The sequence below is a fragment of the Nocardiopsis valliformis DSM 45023 genome (genome assembly GCF_000340985.1).
Lineage (GTDB): Bacteria > Actinomycetota > Actinomycetes > Streptosporangiales > Streptosporangiaceae > Nocardiopsis > Nocardiopsis exhalans.
This window is the reverse complement of record NZ_ANAZ01000014.1, coordinates 142791-161251: the sequence shown is the minus strand read 5'-3', so window position 1 is coordinate 161251 and position 18461 is coordinate 142791. Positions and strand designations below refer to the sequence as shown.

The window sequence follows — 18461 nt, the reverse complement described above, 5'->3', positions numbered from 1 at the left end:
GATTTCTGGGGACAGCGGGTCACACGGGCTGGCCAGCCCCGCAGTGCACCTGCTCGTCCTGCAACAAGGCCCGCGCGGATCGTCGGCTGCCGCTGAGGGTGACCGTCGACGACCGTTTCCGCCTGCGCGAGTCCGGGGCGGTCGGCCCGGTCCCGCCGGGCTACACGGTGACGCCCACCCCGGACGGCGCCCTGGTCGAGGGCGCCGACGGCGGGCGTCTGCTCTACGCTCGCTCCGGCCCGGGCCCGCTGCCCGGGGGACCGCCCGTCGAGGAGCGGCCCACGGGGTCGTCGGTGTACTCCTCCGCGCCCGAGCAACAGGTGGACATGGTCATCGTGGACGCCGCCCAGCGCCCGGAGATCATCGGGGAGCTGCGCCGTTCCGGGGTGATCGGGGTGACCACCGCCGTGGTGGCGGTCGGCGGCGACCACCGGATCCGCTCCCCCGAGGAGTTCGCGCGGCGCGCCCGCCTGTGGGGCGCCCTGGTTCCGGGGGACGGCAGCGTCATGTCGTGCCCGCCCGCCGTGTGGCCGGAGTCGCGGCCGCACGGACCGCACCGGACCCTGGTCACCGGCGGGGCGCGTTCGGGCAAGTCCACCGAGGCCGAGCTGCGTCTGCTGGCCGAGCCCCGGGTGGTCTACGCGGCCACCGGGCCGGTGGCCGACCCCGAAGCGGACCCGGAGTGGGCGGAGCGCGTCGCTCACCACCGTCGGCGCCGCCCCTGGTGGTGGCGGACCGAGGAGACCACCGATCTCGCGCTGCTGCTGAAGAAGGCGCGGGGCGCGGTCCTGGTCGACTGCCTGGGGACCTGGCTGACCTCGGTCATGGACGAGGCCGGCCTGTGGGAGGAGGAGCCGGCCGGGGATGCCGAGGAGCGGGTGGAGGCGGCCGTGCACGAGCTGCTGGAGGCCTGGCGTTCGACCCAGGCCTATGTCGTGGCGGTCACCAACGAGGTGGGTTCGGGTGTGGTTCCGCCGACCCGCTCGGGTCGGATCTTCCGTGACCAGTTGGGGCTGCTGAACCAGTGGGTGGGCGCCGAGTCCGAGGAAGTGGTGCTGGCCGCGGCCGGGCGCATGATGGAGCTTCCGTGAACGGTGCCGACGCCGTGGCCGGTGCCCGGATGGCTGTGGGTACCTTCACGGTCTGGCCGGTGCGGGTGGACCGGGTGGACCGCGCCGTAGCCGGGTGGGCGATGTGCTGGGCACCGGCCCTGGGCGCGCTGCTGGGCGCAGTCACCGGGGCGGTCGCGGTGGCCGGTGCGTCGTGGGGCTGGTCGGCCCCGCTGGCCGCGCTGCTCGCGGTGGGCCTGGGCGCGCTACTCACCCGGGGGCTGCACCTGGACGGGTTGGCCGACCTGGCGGACGGCCTGGGCAGCGGTCGGCCCGCCGAGGGAGCGCTGGAGGTCATGCGGCGCTCCGACATCGGCCCGTTCGGGGTGATCACCCTGCTGGTGGCGGTCGGCGCCCAGGTACTGGCCCTGGCCCAGCTCCTCGAAGCTTCCCCCTGGGCCGCCCTGGCCGGTGCGGTGGCGGCGGGCGCGACTGGGCGACTGGCGGTGACCCTGGCGTGTTCACCGCGGGTGCCCTCGGCCCGGCCCGACGGGCTGGGTTCGTTCGTGGCGGGCACGGTGCGGCCGCTGCCCGCCGCGGTGTGCTCGGCGGGAGTGCTGGCGCTGTGCGGGCTCGGGCTGGTCCACTCCCCCGCATTCGCCGCGGCCTGCGCGGCCGGGGCGGTGCTGGGGCTACTGGCGGCCGGGCTGCTGCTGCGCCGTGCGGTGCGGCGGTTGGGCGGTCTGACCGGGGACGTCCTGGGCGCTCTGGTGGAGACGGCGGCGACCACGGTCCTGCTGGTGGCGGCCGCCGCGATCGGGGCGTTGTGAAGGTCCCCGGGGATCCCCACCAGGCGATTCGTACTGGCCGGTAGCCTTCCAGAGCGGCCTAATGTCGCCATCATCACATTTTTTCACACGGGGTTTCACGCTACCGGCGCCCGGACAGGCGCGTGTCCGCGCCGTCAACCGCGTGCGACACTCCCCGCGAGGGACCAGAGCCCCCTCATGGCGCGGACGGCGACGGACCCACCGGGGGAACACCCCCGCAGTCCCGGGTGGCGCGGAGCGCCGCGTCAGAGCCCTGGGGCCGCGGGGCGCCGCGTCGCCGCCGGGGGCGCGAGAGGACTAGCATCAAGGACGTGAGCACGACGTTGTCAGTAAACACGGAGTCCCCCAGTTCGCTCGACGCCGACGCGGTTGTCGTCGGTTACCACTCCGGAGGCGACGCCCCGGAACCCGCATCGGGCGCTCATTCCGTCGACGCCGCCTTCGCCGGCGGTCTCGGCTCGACCCTGTCGCTCCTGGGAGCGAGCGGCGCACCTGAGGAGGTGCACACCATTGCCTCCCTCGGAGCCGTCAAGGCCCCGGTCGTCGTCGCGGTCGGTCTCGGCCCGGCGCCCGCCGAGGGCCCCGTCGACTCCGACGTCCTGTCCCGCGCGGCCGGTGCCGCGCTGCGTTCGCTGAGCTCGCGCCCCGAGGGTGCGGGCCGCGTCGTTCTGGCCTTGCCCGCCACCACCGCCGACCAGGCCGGCGCCGTGGCCCTGGGAGCCGAACTCGGCAGCTACAGCTTCGACCGCTACCGCACCGGGGAGAAGGCCGAGAAGAAGGCCGCCCTGCCCGCTGCTTCGCTGACCGTGGTCAGCGAGGCCGACGGCGCGGACGACGCCGTCGAGCGCGCCGCCGTCCTGGCCCAGGCCGTCTCCTTCACACGCGACCTCGTCAACACCGCCCCGGCCGACCTGGTCCCCGAGGACCTGGCCGCCGCGGCCCAGGAGATCGCCCAGCAGACCGGGCTGGAGATCGAGGTCCTGGACGAGCGTGCACTGGCCGAGGGCGGATACGGCGGCCTGACCGGCGTCGGCCAGGGTTCGGCGAACCCGCCGCGCCTGGTCCGCCTGGCCTACAGCCACCCCGAGGCCACCAAGACGGTCGCCTTCGTCGGCAAGGGCATCACGTTCGACTCCGGTGGCCTGTCCCTCAAGCCCTCGGGCGGGATGGAGTCGATGAAGTCCGACATGAGCGGCGCCGCCTCCGTGCTCGCCGCCATGCGCGCCATCTCCTCCCTGGGTCTTAAGGTCAACGCGATCGGCTACCTGACCGTGGCCGAGAACATGCCCAGCGGCACCGCCCAGCGCCCCTCCGACGTCCTGAGCATCTACGGTGGCAAGACCGTCGAGGTCCTCAACACCGACGCCGAGGGCCGTCTGGTCATGGCTGACGGCCTGGTCCGCGCCCACGAGGACCAGCCGGACCTGATCGTGGACATCGCCACGCTGACCGGCGCCCAGCTGGTCGCGCTCGGCACCCGCGTGTTCGCGGTCATGTCCAACGACAACTCCGTGCGCGACGAGATCGTCGCCGCCGCCACCGCCGAGGGCGAGGCCTCCTGGCCGATGCCGCTCCCGGCCGAGCTGCGCGCCGGTCTCAACTCCTCGGTCGCCGACATCGCCAACGTGGCAGCCGAACGCTGGGGCGGCATGCTCTCCGCGGGCATCTTCCTCCAGGAGTTCATCGAGGAGGGCACCAAGTGGGCCCACCTCGACATCGCCGGGCCCTCCTTCAACCAGGGCGGCCCCCACGGTTACACCTCCAAGGGCGGCACGGGTGCGGGTACCCGCACCCTCGTCCGCATCGCCGAGGACTACGCCCGTAAGCAGTAGTCCGGAAGGTCGGGGCGGCACTCCTGAGCCGGTGTGCCGCCCCTTCCCCGGCAGCCGCGGTCCCCGTTGACACGCCGCCCCCGGCGGTAGCGGACCGCGGTCTTCCACCACCCATCACCAGCCACCACAACTAGGAGTTCGTTCCCGTGAGTGAGAGCGGCGGCACCTTCGACCTCGTCGTCCTTGGCGGCGGCAGCGGCGGCTACGCGGCGGCACTGCGCGCCGCCGAGCTGGACATGAGCGTCGTCCTGATCGAGAAAGACAAGCTCGGCGGCACCTGCCTGCACCGCGGCTGTATCCCCACCAAGGCCCTCCTGCACTCGGCCGAGGTCGCCGACTCCGCCAAGGAGAGCGAGAACTTCGGTGTCAAGGCCACCTTCGAGGGCATCGACATCGAGGCCGTGCACAAGTACAAGGACAAGGTGATCAGCGGCCTGCACAAGGGCCTGAGCGGGCTGATCAAGTCCCGCAAGATCACCGTCGTCGAGGGTGAGGGCAAGCTCACCGGCAAGGACGAGGTCACCGTCGACGGCAAGGTCTTCAAGGGGAAGAACATCCTCCTGGCGACCGGCTCCAAGCCCAAGACCCTGGGTCTGGAGATCGACGGCGAGAAGGTCATGACCAGCGACCAGGCCATGGAGCTGGGACGCGTCCCCGAGTCCGTCATCGTCCTGGGCGGCGGCGTGATCGGCGTGGAGTTCGCCAGCGTGTGGCGTTCCTACGGCTCCGACGTCACCATCGTCGAGGCCCTCAAGCACCTGGTCCCCGTCGAGGAGGAGTCCAGCTCCAAGCTGCTGGAGCGCGCCTTCCGCAAGCGGAAGATCAAGTCCGAGCTGGGCACCCCGTTCGAGTCGGTCAAGACCACCGACTCCGGCGTGGTCGTCACCCTCCAGGGCGGCAAGACCCTCGAGGCCGAGGTCCTGCTGGTCGCCATCGGCCGCGGCCCGGTCTCCGAGGGCCTGGGCTACGAGGAACAGGGCATCACCCTGGACCGCGGTTTCGTCCAGGTCGACGAGAACCTGCACACCGGCGTGGGCAACGTCTACGCGGTCGGCGATCTCATCCCGACCCTCCAGCTCGCGCACGTCGGCTTCGCCGAGGGCATCTTCGTCGCCGAGCACATCGCCGGGCAGAACCCGCCCGCGATCGACTACGACGGTGTTCCCCGTGTCACGTACTGTGAGCCTGAGGTCGCCTCCGTCGGTCTCACCACCAAGGTGGCCAAGGAACGCGGTCACGACGTCGTCGAGATGAACTACAACCTGGCGGGCAACGGCAAGAGCCAGATCCTGCAGACCCAGGGCGCGATCAAGGTCATCGCCGAGAAGGACGGCCCCGTGCTGGGCGTCCACATGGTCGGCAGCCGCGTCGGCGAGCTCATCGCCGAGGGGCAGCTGATCTACAACTGGGAGGCCCTGCCCTCCGAGGTGGCGCAGCTGATCCACCCGCACCCGAGCCAGTCGGAGGCGCTGGGAGAAGCGCACCTCGCGCTGGCGGGCAAGCCGCTGCACGTTCACGACTGACCGCTTCACCCCCGGGGGCGGGCCCCACGGGCCCGCCCCCGTACACATCCGCGCTGCCCATCAAGGCCTGGGCAGGTACCGCGTCCAGATCCAACGAGGAACTCATGCCGACTTCCGTTTCCATGCCCGCCCTGGGTGAGAGCGTCACCGAGGGGACCGTCACCCAGTGGCTGAAGAACGTGGGCGACACCGTCGAGGTAGACGAGCCGCTCCTTGAGGTCTCCACCGACAAGGTGGACACCGAGATCCCGTCCCCGGTGGCCGGTGTACTCACCAAGATCCTCGTCGACGAGGACGAGACCGTGGAGATCGGCGCGGAGATCGCGGTCATCGGCGGCGAGGGTGACAGCGCCGACGCCGACACCGCGCCCGCCGCCGAGGAGTCCGCTCAGGAGACCGAGCCCGAGGCCGCTCCCGAGTCCGCCCCGGCAGCCGAGGAGCCCGCTCAGGAGGCCAAGCCCGAGGCCGCTCCCGAGCCCGCCCCGGCCTCCGATGGTTCCGACTCCGACGGTCCCGGTACTTCCGTGACCATCCCCGCCCTGGGTGAGAGCGTCACCGAGGGCACCATCACCCAGTGGCTGAAGAGCGTCGGCGACACCGTCGAGGAGGACGAGCCGCTGCTCGAGGTCTCCACCGACAAGGTGGACACCGAGATCCCGTCCCCGGTGGCCGGTGTACTCACCAAGATCCTCGTCGAGGAAGACGAGACGGTCGAGATCGGTGCCGAGATCGCGATTATCGGCGGCGGCTCCGGTTCCGCCGCCGGCCCGACCCAGCCCGAGGCCGAGGCCAAGAGCGAGCCCGAGCCCGCCCCGGCCGCCCAGTCCGCACCTGCTCCCGCCGCACGTGAGCAGGACGCTGGCGCCCCGTCGGTGGACATCGAGACGCTCAGCGGCACCGGTCAGGCCTCCGGCACCGACGCCGTGACCGAGGCGTATGTGACCCCGCTGGTCCGCAAGCTCGCAGGCGAGCACAGCGTCGACCTGAGCCGCGTCTCCGGCACCGGCGTGGGCGGTCGCATCCGCAAGCAGGACGTACTCAAGGCCGCCGAGGCCCAGCGTTCGACCGCCGCGGCCCCGCGCAAGGTCACCTCGGACACCTCGGTGCGCGGTCGCACCGAGAAGCTGAGCCGTCTGCGCAAGTCCATCGCGGACCGCATGGTCGAGTCTCTGCGCGTGTCCGCCACGACCACCCAGGTCATCGAGGTCGACGTCAGCAAGATCGCGCGCCTGCGCGACCAGGTCGGCACCGACTTCACCAAGCGCGAGGGCGTGGAGCTGAGCTTCTTCCCGTTCTTTGCGCAGGCCGCCGTGGAGGCCCTCAAGGTCCACCCGAAGGTCAACGCGGTGATCAACGCCGCCGACCAGACGGTGACCTACCACGACGTCGAGAACCTGGCCGTTTCGGTGGACACCGAGCGCGGCCTGCTCGCCCCGGTGGTCAAGGACGCCGGTTCGCTGAACCTCGGCGGCCTGGCCCGCGGCCTCACCGACCTGACCGAGCGCGCCCACACCGGCAAGCTCGGCCCGGACGAGCTGGGCGGCGGCACGTTCTCGATCTCCGAGACCGGCCACACCGGCGCGCTGTTCGGCACTCCGATCATCAACCAGCCGCAGGTCGCGATCCTGGAGACCGGCGCGGTCGTCAAGCGCCCGGTCGTCGTCGAGGACGAGGCCATGGGCGGCGAGGTCATCGCGGTCCGGTCGATGGTCTACCTGTCGATGGCGCACGACCACCGTCTGATCGACAGCGCCGACGCCGGCCGCTTCCTGCAGACCGTGAAGGAGCGCCTGGAAGAGGGCGCCTTCGAGGGTGACCTGGGTCTTTCCTGACCCGAGTCCCCTCCAGGGGAGTTCTCCTCGGCCCGGGCCGGGCACCGTGCGACGGTGCCCGGCCCGGGCCGCTTCGCGTACGGGTCCGCGTGACGACGGTCTCCCGACCGGTCCCGGCCCCCGGGTTGACCTCAACCTCACTTGACGTTCTAACGTGGACACACCCCCGCGGAACCCATGCCCCGGACAGCCCCAGACGAGGAAGCACATGCAGCAGGAGAACCTTCGGATCACGGTCGTCCTGGGCGGCAACCTCAACGGCCGCACCGGACCCGTGGTCTCCAGCTGGTTCCTCGACCGGGCCGCCTCCCGCGAGGGCGTGACCCTCGACGTCCTGGACGTGGCCGGGCTCGACCTGGGCGACGGCCACGGCACGTCCTCGGACTCGTTCCCCTCGCGCATCGCCGCCGCGGACGGGTTCGTGGTGGTGACCCCGGAGTACAACCACGGCTATCCCGGACCGCTCAAGAGCGCCATCGACACCGCACGCAAGGAGTGGTTCGCCAAACCGGTCGCGTTCGTCTCCTACGGCGGCATGTCCGGCGGCCTACGCGCCGTGGAGCAGCTGCGCTCGGTCTTCGCCGAACTGCACGTGACGTCGGTGCGTACCTCGGTGAGCCTGCATAACGCGCAGCGGATGTTCGGCCCCGAGGGAGCGCCCGTGGCGGAGCTGCGGGGCGCGGAGGACGCGGTCGAGGAGATGCTCGACCAACTGGTCTGGTGGGCCCTGTCCCTGCGCGAGGCCCGCATCCGCCGCCCGTTCCCGAGCTGAGCCGCAACCCACCTATTCCCCGTGATCTTGCTACCAGGAGCAAGTTCGGCGCCGAACTTGCTCCTGGTAGCAAGATCACCGAGGGAGAGAGGGCCGAAAAGGTGGACGGGGCGGCGCCTGAACGGCACCGCCCCGTCTTTTTACCCCACCAATCACCATCCCCTGATGATCCCCATCATCAAAGGTCTGCGGGTAAGCGAGCCCCAGCCAGCCCGACAGGGCGTCGCCCACGGTAGCTCCGCGCTGACGCGGAGTTCCATGTCCCACACTCAACCTAGAAGACCCGCACCCTCCGCGCAGTGCTTTCGCCGAAAAAGCCGAGAAAACTTCCGAGCCTGTTCCAGGACCGCGCAAGAGCAGGCAGTTCACCGGTGCTGAAAGTACGGCTGGAGGGGTAGACACCCCCTTATGAGAGTGGCGATCACGGGTGCGACCGGGCTGATCGGCGAGGCGTTGACGGACTCCCTGCTCGAGGACGGGCACACGGTGGTGCGGTTGGTGCGCCGACTGCCCCGGGACACCCGGGTGCCCCGGTTGGAGGAGGCCGAGTGGCGAGCCGAGCAGGGGCGTGTGGACACCGTCGCCCTCCAGGACGCCGACGCCGTGGTCCACCTGGCGGGCGAACCGATCGGCCCCACCCTGTGGACCCGGCAGCGCAAGACCGCCATTCGCCGCAGCAGGGTCCGCGGCACCCAGACCCTCGCCCAGGCCCTGGCCAGGATGTCCACGCCCCCTCCGCGCCTTCTCAGCGCCTCGGGGATGCATTTCTACGGGGACACAGGCGGAAGTGTGGCCACCGAGGAGAGTCCGCCCGGCAAGGGGTTCCTGGCCGGGGTGTGCCGGGACTGGGAGGCGGCCACCGCCCCCGCCGAGGAGGCGGGGCTGTCCGTGGCGCACCTGCGCACGGCCGTGGTGCTGGCCCGTTCCGGCGGGCTGCTCCGGCATCTGCTGCCGCTGTGGCGGCTCGGGCTGGGCGGGCGACTGGGCTCGGGGGCGCAGTACATGACCTGGATCGCGCTGGCCGACCAGATCGGCGCGATCCGGTTCCTGCTGGAGCGGCCCGAGATCACCGGTCCGGTGAACATGTGCGCGCCCGAACCGGTCACCAACGCTGCCTTCACCGAGGCGCTCGGTCGGGCCCTGGGACGTCCGACCATCCTTCCGGTTCCGGCGACGGCGATGCGCGCGGCACTGGGGGACTTCGCGGAGGAGACCGCCCTGATCGACCTCAGGGCGCGGCCGAAACGCCTGGAGGAGGCGGGGTATTCCTTCCTCCTACCCACCGTCGACAGTGCGCTTTCCGACATCCTGCCCAGACCCGCCCCTCCCGCCGGGAGGTAGGTTGGTGGTGTGAGTGATCTCGTTTACGCATGGCTGGGCGACACTCCCGTCCCGTACCACCAGGGCTGGGATCTCCAGAAACGGCTCCACCAGAGCCGCGTCGCCGATGAGGTGCCCGATACGGTCCTCTTCCTGGAGCACGAACCCGTCTACACGGCGGGCAAGCGCACAGGGAGGTGGGATCGTCCCATCACCGATCCCGGTGCTCCCGTTGTGGACATCGACCGGGGCGGCAAGATCACCTGGCACGGTCCCGGCCAGCTCACGGTGTACCCCATCGTCAAGCTGTCGGACCCGATCGACGTGATCGCCTACGTGCGCATGCTCGAGGAGGCGATCATCCGCACGCTCGCCGACTACGGTCTCACCGGCCGCCGGGTCGAGGGCCGCACCGGGGTCTGGCTGGACGCCGATCCCGAGCGCGGACTGACCGAGCGCAAGATCGCCGCGATCGGCTGCCGCATCGCCCGTGGGGTCGGTATGCACGGCCTGGCGTTGAACTGCGATAATGACATGTCGTGGTTCGACCGGATCGTCCCCTGCGGGATCTCCGACGCGGGGGTCACCTCGCTCACCAACGAACTGGGGCGCGCCGTCACCGTCGCCGACGCACGGCCGCGCCTCGAACGGCACCTGGCCGACGTCCTGGGCGCGGCGGAGTACAGCCACACCGACGGCAGCGGAATGCTTTCCGATGCCACCGCGCTGGGATGACAGACCACACCATGAGCCAGTCCCCATCGGGACGTGCCGCCCCCACAAGGGGCGCGAGGGTCCCCGTCAAGGGGTACAGAAGGGAACGGGTTCGCGTTGACCATCGCTCCTGAGGGCCGCAAGCTGCTTCGCGTGGAGGCGCGCAACAGCGAGACCCCCATCGAGAGAAAGCCGCCGTGGATCAAGATCAAGGCGCACATGGGGCCGGAGTACACCGAGCTCCAGTCCCTGGTCAAGGGCGAGGGCCTGCACACCGTGTGCCAGGAGGCGGGCTGCCCCAACATCTACGAGTGCTGGGAGGACCGCGAGGCCACCTTCCTCATCGGCGGTGACCAGTGCACGCGGCGCTGCGACTTCTGCCAGATCGCCACGGGCAAGCCGAGCCCTCTGGACAAGTTGGAGCCGACCAAGGTCGCCACCTCCGTCCAGAAGATGGAGCTGCGCTACGCCACCGTCACCGGTGTGGCCCGCGACGACCTCGAGGACGGCGGTGCCTGGCTCTACGCCGAGACGGTCCGCAAGATCCACGAGCTCAACCCCGGTGGCGGCGTCGAGCTGCTCATCCCGGACTTCAACGCCGACCCCGACCAGCTGGCCGAGGTCTTCGGTTCGCGTCCGGAGGTCCTGGCGCACAACGTGGAGACCGTGCCGCGGATCTTCAAGCGCATCCGCCCGGGCTTCCGCTACGAGCGCTCCCTCAAGGTCATCACCATGGCCCGCGAGGCCGGTCTGGTCACCAAGTCGAACCTGATCCTGGGCATGGGCGAGACCCGTGAGGAGGTCAGCGAGGCCATGCGCGACCTGCACGAGGCCGGCTGCGACCTGCTGACGATCACCCAGTACCTGCGCCCCTCCAAGCTGCACCACCCGATCGACCGCTGGGTGAAGCCGCAGGAGTTCGTGGAACTGGGCAAGGAGGCCGAGGACATCGGCTTCGCCGGGGTCATGTCCGGCCCGCTCGTGCGCTCGTCCTACCGCGCCGGGACCCTGTACAAGCAGGCCCGCGAAAAGCGGGACGCCGAGGCAGCACAGGTCACAAGCAACGCATAACGGCCGATTAACCCGAGTCGTGACCAACCTGGAACGGTGGCCCCCGGGCCACCGTTCCGCATCTCGGGGTCCGGACGCATATCCTGGTGTTTCCATGGCGCCGGGCATGCCCCAGCGGCGCCAGAGGGCGCCGCACCGTAGGTCGATCGCGAAGAGGAGGCAAGGCAGCACAGGGATCTCCTTCCCCGCCGATCCGTTCGGTGTGCGCTGCCTGAAAGCACGATGGCGAAGAAGTCCGACAACACGACCGCCGGTAAGGGTGGCGAGAAGCAGCCGGGCCGGTTGAAGCAGATCGGCATGGTCGCCAAGGTCGTGCACAAGCAGAGCCCGCGTACGATCCCGATCGCGGTCAGCGTCGCGATCCTGATCTTCGCCGTCTTCATCGGTATCGGTATCTGGACCGGTTCCTGGATCATCTGGCCGCTGACCGGTCTGCCGATCGCGTTCCTGGTCGGTTTCATCATGTTCACCCGTGCCGCCCAGCGCGTGCAGTACCAGATGCTGGACGGGCGCCTGGGCGCCGGTATGGCGATCCTGGAGAACATGCGCGGCAACTGGGTGGTCGAGCCGGGCGTGGCCGCCAACAAGCAGATGGACGTCGTCCACCGCGTGGTGGGCCGTCCCGGTGTGATCCTGGTCGGCGAGGGCGACCCCGGTCGCCTCAAGGGCCTGATCGCCGGGGAGAAGAAGCGCGTCGCCCGCGTCGCCCACGACACCCCCATCTACGACTTCAAGGTCGGCAACGGCGAGGGCCAGGTGCCGGTGTCCAAGCTCCAGCGCACGCTGGTCAAGCTGCCCCGCAACCTGGACAAGTCCGGCACCGCCGAGCTGAACTACCGGCTCAAGGCGCTGCCCGCCGCGATGCAGATGCCCAAGGGCCCCATGCCCAAGGGAGCCAAGCTGCCCAAGGGCATGCGCGGTAACAAGGCCGGAGGCTGAGCCTCCACGCCTCCTGGCGGACCCGACGGGGCCGGCACACCTGGGTTGTTCCAGGGAGTGCCGGCCCCGTTCGCGTGTGTGGAGTCCGGTTGTGCGGACCTCCCGGAGGCCCCGTTCAGTCCCTCTCGTGGCTGATGAGGTCTCCTGGCTGACACTCCAGCACTCGGCAGAGCGCGGCCAGCGTGGAGAAGCGGATCGCCTTGGCACGGTCGTTCTTGAGCACGGACAGGTTGACGACGCTGACTCCCACCCGCTCCGCGAGTTCGGTGAGCGTCATGCCCCGCTCGGCCAGGAGCTTGTCCAGGTGGATCCGGATCCCGGTGGCCTCCTCCGGCGGCATCAGACCAGCCCTTCGACGTCTTCGCGCATCCTGCTGCCGCGCCGGAAGACCTCGGCGAGGGAGGCCAGGAGCAGCCCCACCAGGACCCCAGCCACCGGACCCGAACCCATCCCCAGGTCGAAGGCGAGCAGCGCCACCTCGTCGAACGGGACCCGGTCTGCCCACAGGGCGGTGTTGGCGATGGACTCCACCATGGGCAGCAACAGGGAGCCGAAGAGGACCGCGAAGGCCACGGCGTAGACACGGCGCACGTTGGCGGGCACGAAAGGATCCCCGGTGCCGAGGCTCTGGAGCACCCGCAGCACCAGGTAGACCACGAACAGCCCGAGGGCCTGCTGCGCGAGCGCGGGGAGCGCCAGCAGAAGGCGTTCGAGGGTGTCGGGGTTCTCGAACACGAGCACCAGCGTGTCAGTACCGCGCACGCTGACGTCCTCGCTCAGGAGCGTCAGGTCGGGCACCGCCCGGGCGACCTCGGACGTGTGGTGGACGGTGATCTGGTTCATCCATTCCATGGCCCCGACCGATATCACCGGCAGGATCCATAGGACGGTGGCCCCGAAGGACAGAGTCAACAAGAGCAGCACCAGGAACAGAGTGCCCTGGAGGAGCAGCGAATCCGCTCGAGTCCAGCGGATCCGGGGACGGCGTGGAGACGGCATGCCCACCTCTATCTTATCGATTATCGATATTAACGATAAACGATAAGACGTGCGCATGGCAAGGGGGCGGTGACCCGGTCGGGTCACCGCCCCCTGAAGAAGCGTCACACGGGCGCCAGCGGACTCAGGAGCAGCTGACCGTGTCCTCGTCGGCCGAGGTGGACTCGAGGTCGTCCAGCGCGTTGCCACCGCCGCCTTCGCCCTCGTCCTCGCCCTCGCTTCCGGTGGTGGCCATGCCGCCCCAGTCGGCCCCGCCCATGACCAGTTCCAGCTCCTCGCCCAGCGAGGGCTCCTCGACCACATCGGCGACCGCCAGGGCATCGGCCAGGGCCTCCGCGTGCTCGACCCGGTCGGGGCCGTGGTAGACGGTGGTCGTGTCGGGTGCACCCGGTTCGGGGTTGGTGGCCTCGGTCACGACGAAGCCCTCCGCCGTCAGCAACTGCTCGATCTCGCTCCCCAGCCCGTCGATGCCGGTGTTGTTGAGCACCCGCAGGGACACGTCGGAGGGCTCGACGCCGCCCCCGGACTCCTCCTCGTCCGTCCCCCCGTCGTCCCCCTCGGTCAGCTCGCCGGCGGCCACCGCCGCGAACAGCTCCTGCGCCGGCACCTCATCCAGCATCACCTTGTTGTCATTGGGGGGGTACTCCACGACCGGGGCGGTGACCATGTTCATCCGGCCCAGGTCCACCTCACGCATGGCGATGGCCAATTCGGTCATCTTGTCCACGGTGAAGCCGCTGTCGGTCGTGAGGCTGTCGGTGATCGAGTCCAGGAAGCCGTAGAGACTGCTGGGGCTGGACAGGACCTCGCCTTCGGTGACCTCGCGCAGGATGGCACCGATCATGCGCTGCTGATTCTCGATCCGGTCCAGGTCGCTGCCGGTCTCCGTGCTCTCCCGAGAGCGCGCCAGGCCCAGGGCCTGCTCGCCGTTGAGCTCCTGGAGTCCGGCGTCCAGCTTCAGATGAGCCTTGGGGTCGTCGATCGGCTCGGGGATGCACATCTCGATGTTCCCGACAGCGTCGACGATGTTCTCGAACCCGGCGAAGTCCACCATGACCATGTGGTCCAGGTGGATGCCGGTGATCGTCTCCACGGTGTTGCCCTGGCAGTCCATCCCCCCGTAGACCATGGCGTGGTTGAGCTGGTCGACGCCGCCGTTCCAGCCGCTGCCCTCCTCGCCGCCCTCGCACGGCTGGATCTCGACCATGGTGTCGCGCGGCAGGTTGACCATGGTCACGCCGCCCTGGTCGACGTCGATGCTGACGACCACGAGGACGTCGGGGCGGATGCCGTTGAGATCGTTGTAGCTGGCGTCGTCCCCCGCGCGCTCGTCGGTGCCCAGGAGCAGGATGTTGTGCAGTCCGTCCACCTGGGCGGGCCGATCACCCCAGCCGTCGGGGTCGACGTCGGCCGTGGCGATACCGAAGACGTCCTGGTAGACGGTGTAGCCAGCCAGGCTCCCGGCGATGACCACACCGGTCATCGCGCACGCCGCCCACTTGCCAAGGCTCATCTTGGCGGCGGCCGTAGACACGTTTCTTGGGGCCAAGAGGGCACCTGCGATCCGATCTGGGACATGAGAGGAGTGCTGCCGTCCGGTGAGGGGCGCCGCGGCGGGAGGGAACCGTGCGACTACCCGGACGTAACCCACCGGATGGTACCGGACCGGTCTCGGTGCGTCAGATCACGGTCACCAGTTCGGGGTGGGCGATCGCCCACCCCGAGCCGAGGAACAACTCCCGCGGGAATTCGGCGACCGCGCGTGATCACCACTGGTGGTGAACAATTCCCTCGTGGGAAACCGAGGAGTTCCGGCAGAAATTCACGGAAAACACCTCCGGAGACGGAGACGGAAATGCGCTACCGGCACATCATGCGTTTTCCGCGACCACGACCGAAGCCGCCTCTCGGGTCTGATGCCCTCACACCCCGGTGAGTTCCACAGCCCGTTCCAGAACCGCCTCCATCTCCTCCGACCGCTCCTGGAGAACAGTCTGGTTCGCGGCGATGTCACGCTCCTGGATCTCCGAGAGCACGTCCAGGTAGGTCTGGGTCAGCTCCGACTCCTCCCGGCACTCCACGTTGCGTACCGCGGCCTCGGTGTCGTCGGAGTCCACCCGGGTGTCCTTCCCCGAGCCCACGGTGCCCGGCTCCTCACCGGGGTAACCGGAGTCGGCCATGCACTCGCGCCAGGCGGCCTCGGCGTCCAGGACCCGCTGATCCGAGGAGGCCTCCCCCTGAGATTCGTTGGAGATCTGGACGGCCACCGGGCTCTGCCCCATCGGCGTGGGAACCTCTCCCGCCTGGGCCTCCTCGACCCCGATGATCCGCACACCCTCGTCGATCTCACCCTCGGCCCACCCCGTACAGCCCCACTCCGGCACGGGGTCGCCCGATGGGGTCGCCACATCCTCCGGGAACCCCTGCAAGGCGGCCACCGCGGCGTCGTAGGTCTCCCCCTCGTGGTCGATGCGCGGGTCACGGAACTCCCCTTCGAGGCCCTCCTCGTCCTGGGCCAGCAGCTCCTCCGGGTGCGAGAAACCGTTCTCGGCGGCGTACTCGGCGTCCACGTGCCAGCGTCCCAGGTAGTTGTTCTGGGGGCCGAAGGCCGCGATCGAAACCGGGTCGACTTCCTGCGGCTCGCCCCGGGTGAAGGAGAAGCCGAGGTCACGCATGCACTCCTCAACGAGGATCTCGTGGGCGTTAAGGATCGTGGTCTCCTCCACCACCGTGAACATGTAGGCGTGGATCGGCAGTGCGAAGAGCTCGTCCATCTCCTCGTCTGCCCCCGGGACCGGGTCCTGCGCGTCCTCACGCGGTTCGGCTTCGAGCCTGATGTCCTCCGACCCGGCACAGCCGACGGCCACGAGTCCGACGCACAGGGCGGTGGCGGCAGCAGTCAGAGGCACACGCAGCCGGGTGGAGTTGGGTGGGTTGTTCCTGAACATAGTGCCCTTTCCGGGACTGGGGTGGGAGTGGCGAACCATGGACGAACACAGGGCGTTGAACCATGACGAACGCAAGGCACGGGCCGGTTCGGTGGTAGCCGCGGGCCAGGCCGGGCAGGCACCAGCCAGCAGCCCCGCACCGGAGCCGACGGGTGGCGCCGCGGCGACCGTGACGGGGCCAGCCGAGGCCCCGCCCCGGGTTAGTCCTCCGCATGGGGTTCTCCGCTGGGGAAGGGGATTCCCCAGAAAGATAACAGGGCGTTGTTCGGGAAAGACCATCCGCACGGAGGAACGGCAAACCGCCTCTTCGGGAGTCCTGGGCGACGGACGGAAAAGAAAACCGGCGGGCCCTCGAAGGACCCGCCGGAATGCGCGGCTGAATACGCTGGAAAATAATGCCCTAGCAGGCACTTTCCTTCTTTTCGGCGGTCTTGCCGCCGAGGTCGTCGGTGATGGACAGCTCCCCCTCGGAGGAGGACGAGGAGCCGGTGTCGAAGCCCTGCCAGTCCGACCCGGCGACCAGTTCGAGGGTCTGCTCCAGGCCCTCGACCTCCTCGGTCTGGGCGTTGCTCAGCTCACCGGCGAGCAGTTTGGCCGCGGCCGCGTCGCCCGGACCGTGGTAGACGGTGGTGAACTCGGGCGCGCGCAGCTCCGGGTTTCCGGTGCCGGTGACCACGTAGCCGTCCCCGACCAGGACCGACTCGATCTCCACAGCCAGGCCCTCGATCCCGGTGTTGTTGACGATCTCCACCGAGATGTCGCCGGGGGACGGTGCGCCGTCGTCGGCCTTCTCCTCGTCCTCGTCGTCTCCGCCGGACAGGTCCACGCCGCTGTTGATCGCCTCGAACAGCGCGGGGGCCGCGTCGCTCATGATGATGCGGTTCTTGTCCGCGGGATGCTCCCCGTTGGGCACGGTGACGAACTGGACCCGGTCCAGGTCGACCTCGCGCATGGAGATGGCGATGTCGGCCATGGTGTCGACGGTGAGGTCGTCGTCGGTGGTGATCGAGTCGGTCACCGCACCCAGGAACTTGGTGATGGTCACCGGGCTGGTCATCACCTCGCTGCTGAGCACCTCGCGCAGCATGGCGCCCATGAATTCCTGCTGGCGGTCGATCCGGGACAGGTCGCTGCCGTCACCCTGGGCGTAGCGCGAACGCACGAACCCCAGCGAGTCCTCGCCGTCCAGGGTCTGCAACCCGGCATCCAGCTTCAGGTGCGCCTTGACGTCGTCGATCGGCTCGGGGATACACATCTCCACCCCGCCGATGGCGTCCACCATGTCCTTGAACCCGCCGAAGTCCATCACCACGAAGTGGTCCAGGTGCACCCCGGTGACCTGCTCCACCGTGTTCCACTGGCAACCCACGCCGCCGAAGTTCATGGCGGAGTTGATCATGCCCTCGTGCGGGGACATGCCCTCGTACCCCTCCACCGCCTCACAGGCGGGCAGGTCGACCATCAGGTCACGGGGCAGGTTCACCAGCGTGGCCGCGCCGTTGTCCACGTTGATGCTCGCGATGAGCATCGTGTCGGGCCGCTCACCCTCCACGTCACCGTAGTCAGCGTTCTCCCCCGAGCGCACGTCCGAACCGATGATCAGGAGGTTCATCACCCCCTCAACGCTGGTGGGCCGGTCCCACTCGTCGGTGTCCACCTGGGCGGTCGTGATGTTACCGATCAAGCCCTGGTACCAGCCGTAACCGCCCAGACTGGCGATGATGGCCAGGGCCGTCGCCACGCAGGCGATCCACTGTCCGGCGGACAGCCGGGCGGCGCTCAGGGCGCCTGAGGTGTGGGGGGCGGAGCGTCTTCCAGCCATGCGAACCTTCGAGGGTGCGGTGAGACCTGAGGGGGCGGGGTCAGGGCAGCCAGGGCGTGTCCCAGGCGCGGATTCCGCCCGAAGGCGGGGAAACATGAAAGGACACGGCCCGAGGTCGCGGGGCCCCTGCAAAAATACCGTGAACGGATGCTAACAGCAGCTCGGGAAGGGTGCGCACGGCTCGAAACCCCGCGGGAACAGGCTTCGGTACCACTGGTGAGCGGTCAGTAGCGGGTCGCGATCGTCCCCGCGGCGCGGTCGTGCAGACCACGGGTGTCACGGTCGTAGACCACGGCCGGGATCACCAGGCACAACAGCAGGGTGCGCACGGCCATCGACGCGAACCAGGGCCAGCTGCGCTCTCCGGTCGCCGTGATACCGACGCCGACGATCCGCCGCCCGATCGTTGTACCGAACAGGGTCAGCAGGACGATGTTCATCGCCGCGAACACCACCAGGGTGGACAGGGTGGTGAAGTTGGTGAGCGCCAGGGCCTCGGGCTCACCGCCGGCGGCCGCGGCCGCCGCGACCTCCTGCCCGATCAGGCCGAGGTTGATCGCGCCCCACACCAGCATCGCGGAGATGCCCCAGTCCAGGGCGAGCCCGACCAGGCGGCGCACCACTCCGGGCACCGAACCGGTGCCTTCCTCGGGCAGGCCGAGCCGGTTGCCCCGGTAACGGAAGTCGTCTTCAGGAGGCGCGGGGGGGCCGCTCCGGCTCTTGTCACTCATGGTTTTCACGTTATCCGCCGCTCAGCGCACCCTGCGCGCGGGCCCGCGGGAGCGCTGTGACGCGACAGGGAGACGACCG

16 protein-coding genes are annotated in these 18461 nt (G+C 69.5%); 10 read left to right on the top strand and 6 right to left on the bottom strand.

The features are described from left to right. Positions 1–98 precede the first annotated feature (98 nt). The 10 genes from D457_RS0115935 (at position 99) to D457_RS0115890 (ending at position 11882) form a co-directional block, all read left to right on the top strand. Positions 99–1091 (top strand): bifunctional adenosylcobinamide kinase/adenosylcobinamide-phosphate guanylyltransferase, encoded by a 993-nt coding sequence (locus D457_RS0115935; RefSeq protein WP_017581669.1) that lies wholly within the window; start codon positions 99–101, stop codon positions 1089–1091. After that, positions 1088–1879, top strand: coding sequence for an adenosylcobinamide-GDP ribazoletransferase (locus D457_RS0115930; protein ID WP_017581668.1), 792 nt, complete (start codon positions 1088–1090; stop codon positions 1877–1879). Before D457_RS0115935 ends, D457_RS0115930 begins: the two co-directional genes overlap by 4 nt. Before the next feature lie 311 nt (positions 1880–2190). Next, positions 2191–3711, top strand: coding sequence for a leucyl aminopeptidase (locus D457_RS0115925; RefSeq protein ID WP_083926775.1), 1521 nt, complete (start codon positions 2191–2193; stop codon positions 3709–3711). A 146-nt stretch (positions 3712–3857) separates the two neighbouring features. Continuing rightward, entirely contained in the window at positions 3858–5234 is a 1377-nt protein-coding gene (lpdA, locus tag D457_RS0115920) for a dihydrolipoyl dehydrogenase (protein ID WP_017581666.1), read from the top strand. Between the two features lie 104 nt (positions 5235–5338). Further along, on the top strand, positions 5339–7066 hold the full coding sequence (gene sucB / locus D457_RS0115915; RefSeq protein ID WP_083926774.1) for a 2-oxoglutarate dehydrogenase, E2 component, dihydrolipoamide succinyltransferase: 1728 nt from the start codon (positions 5339–5341) through the stop codon (positions 7064–7066). 208 nt (positions 7067–7274) lie between these two features. Continuing rightward, positions 7275–7838: an NADPH-dependent FMN reductase gene (locus D457_RS0115910; protein ID WP_017581664.1), complete on the top strand. Its 564-nt coding sequence runs from the start codon at positions 7275–7277 to the stop codon at positions 7836–7838. A 408-nt stretch (positions 7839–8246) separates the two neighbouring features. After that, positions 8247–9179 (top strand): TIGR01777 family oxidoreductase, encoded by a 933-nt coding sequence (locus D457_RS0115905; RefSeq protein ID WP_026116691.1) that lies wholly within the window; start codon positions 8247–8249, stop codon positions 9177–9179. Between the two features lie 9 nt (positions 9180–9188). Continuing rightward, positions 9189–9893, top strand: coding sequence for a lipoyl(octanoyl) transferase LipB (lipB, locus tag D457_RS0115900; RefSeq protein WP_017581662.1), 705 nt, complete (start codon positions 9189–9191; stop codon positions 9891–9893). A gap of 96 nt (positions 9894–9989) precedes the next feature. Beyond that, positions 9990–10943 carry a lipoyl synthase gene (lipA, locus tag D457_RS0115895; RefSeq protein ID WP_017581661.1) on the top strand — a complete coding sequence of 318 codons (954 nt, stop codon included), beginning with the start codon at positions 9990–9992 and terminating at the stop codon, positions 10941–10943. Positions 10944–11165: 222 nt separating this feature from the next. Beyond that, positions 11166–11882, top strand: a complete 717-nt coding sequence (locus D457_RS0115890; RefSeq protein WP_017581660.1) for a DUF4191 domain-containing protein — start codon at positions 11166–11168, stop codon at positions 11880–11882. Positions 11883–11997: 115 nt separating this feature from the next. On the opposite strand, the gene D457_RS0115885 is transcribed toward D457_RS0115890, so the two are convergent. The 6 genes from D457_RS0115885 to D457_RS0115860 all read right to left on the bottom strand — a co-directional run bounded on the left by D457_RS0115885 (position 11998) and on the right by D457_RS0115860 (position 18382). After that, on the bottom strand, positions 11998–12222 hold the full coding sequence (locus D457_RS0115885; protein ID WP_017581659.1) for a helix-turn-helix domain-containing protein: 225 nt from the start codon (positions 12220–12222) through the stop codon (positions 11998–12000). Beyond that, a complete protein-coding gene (locus D457_RS0115880; protein WP_039831330.1) occupies positions 12222–12881 on the bottom strand; it encodes a DUF2975 domain-containing protein in 660 nt (219 codons plus the stop codon). The genes D457_RS0115885 and D457_RS0115880 overlap by 1 nt, the downstream gene beginning before the upstream one ends. 124 nt (positions 12882–13005) lie before the next feature. Next, positions 13006–14394: an LCP family protein gene (locus tag D457_RS0115875; protein WP_193374504.1), complete on the bottom strand. Its 1389-nt coding sequence runs from the start codon at positions 14392–14394 to the stop codon at positions 13006–13008. Positions 14395–14803: 409 nt separating this feature from the next. Continuing rightward, a complete protein-coding gene (locus D457_RS0115870) occupies positions 14804–15790 on the bottom strand; it encodes a hypothetical protein (protein WP_039831354.1) in 987 nt (328 codons plus the stop codon). Positions 15791–16229: 439 nt separating this feature from the next. Continuing rightward, entirely contained in the window at positions 16230–17651 is a 1422-nt protein-coding gene (locus D457_RS0115865) for an LCP family protein (RefSeq protein WP_017581655.1), read from the bottom strand. Between the two features lie 224 nt (positions 17652–17875). Then, the gene (locus D457_RS0115860) at positions 17876–18382 is read right to left on the bottom strand and encodes an RDD family protein (protein WP_017581654.1); all 507 of its coding nucleotides are present in this window, start codon (positions 18380–18382) and stop codon (positions 17876–17878) included. Positions 18383–18461 lie beyond the last annotated feature (79 nt).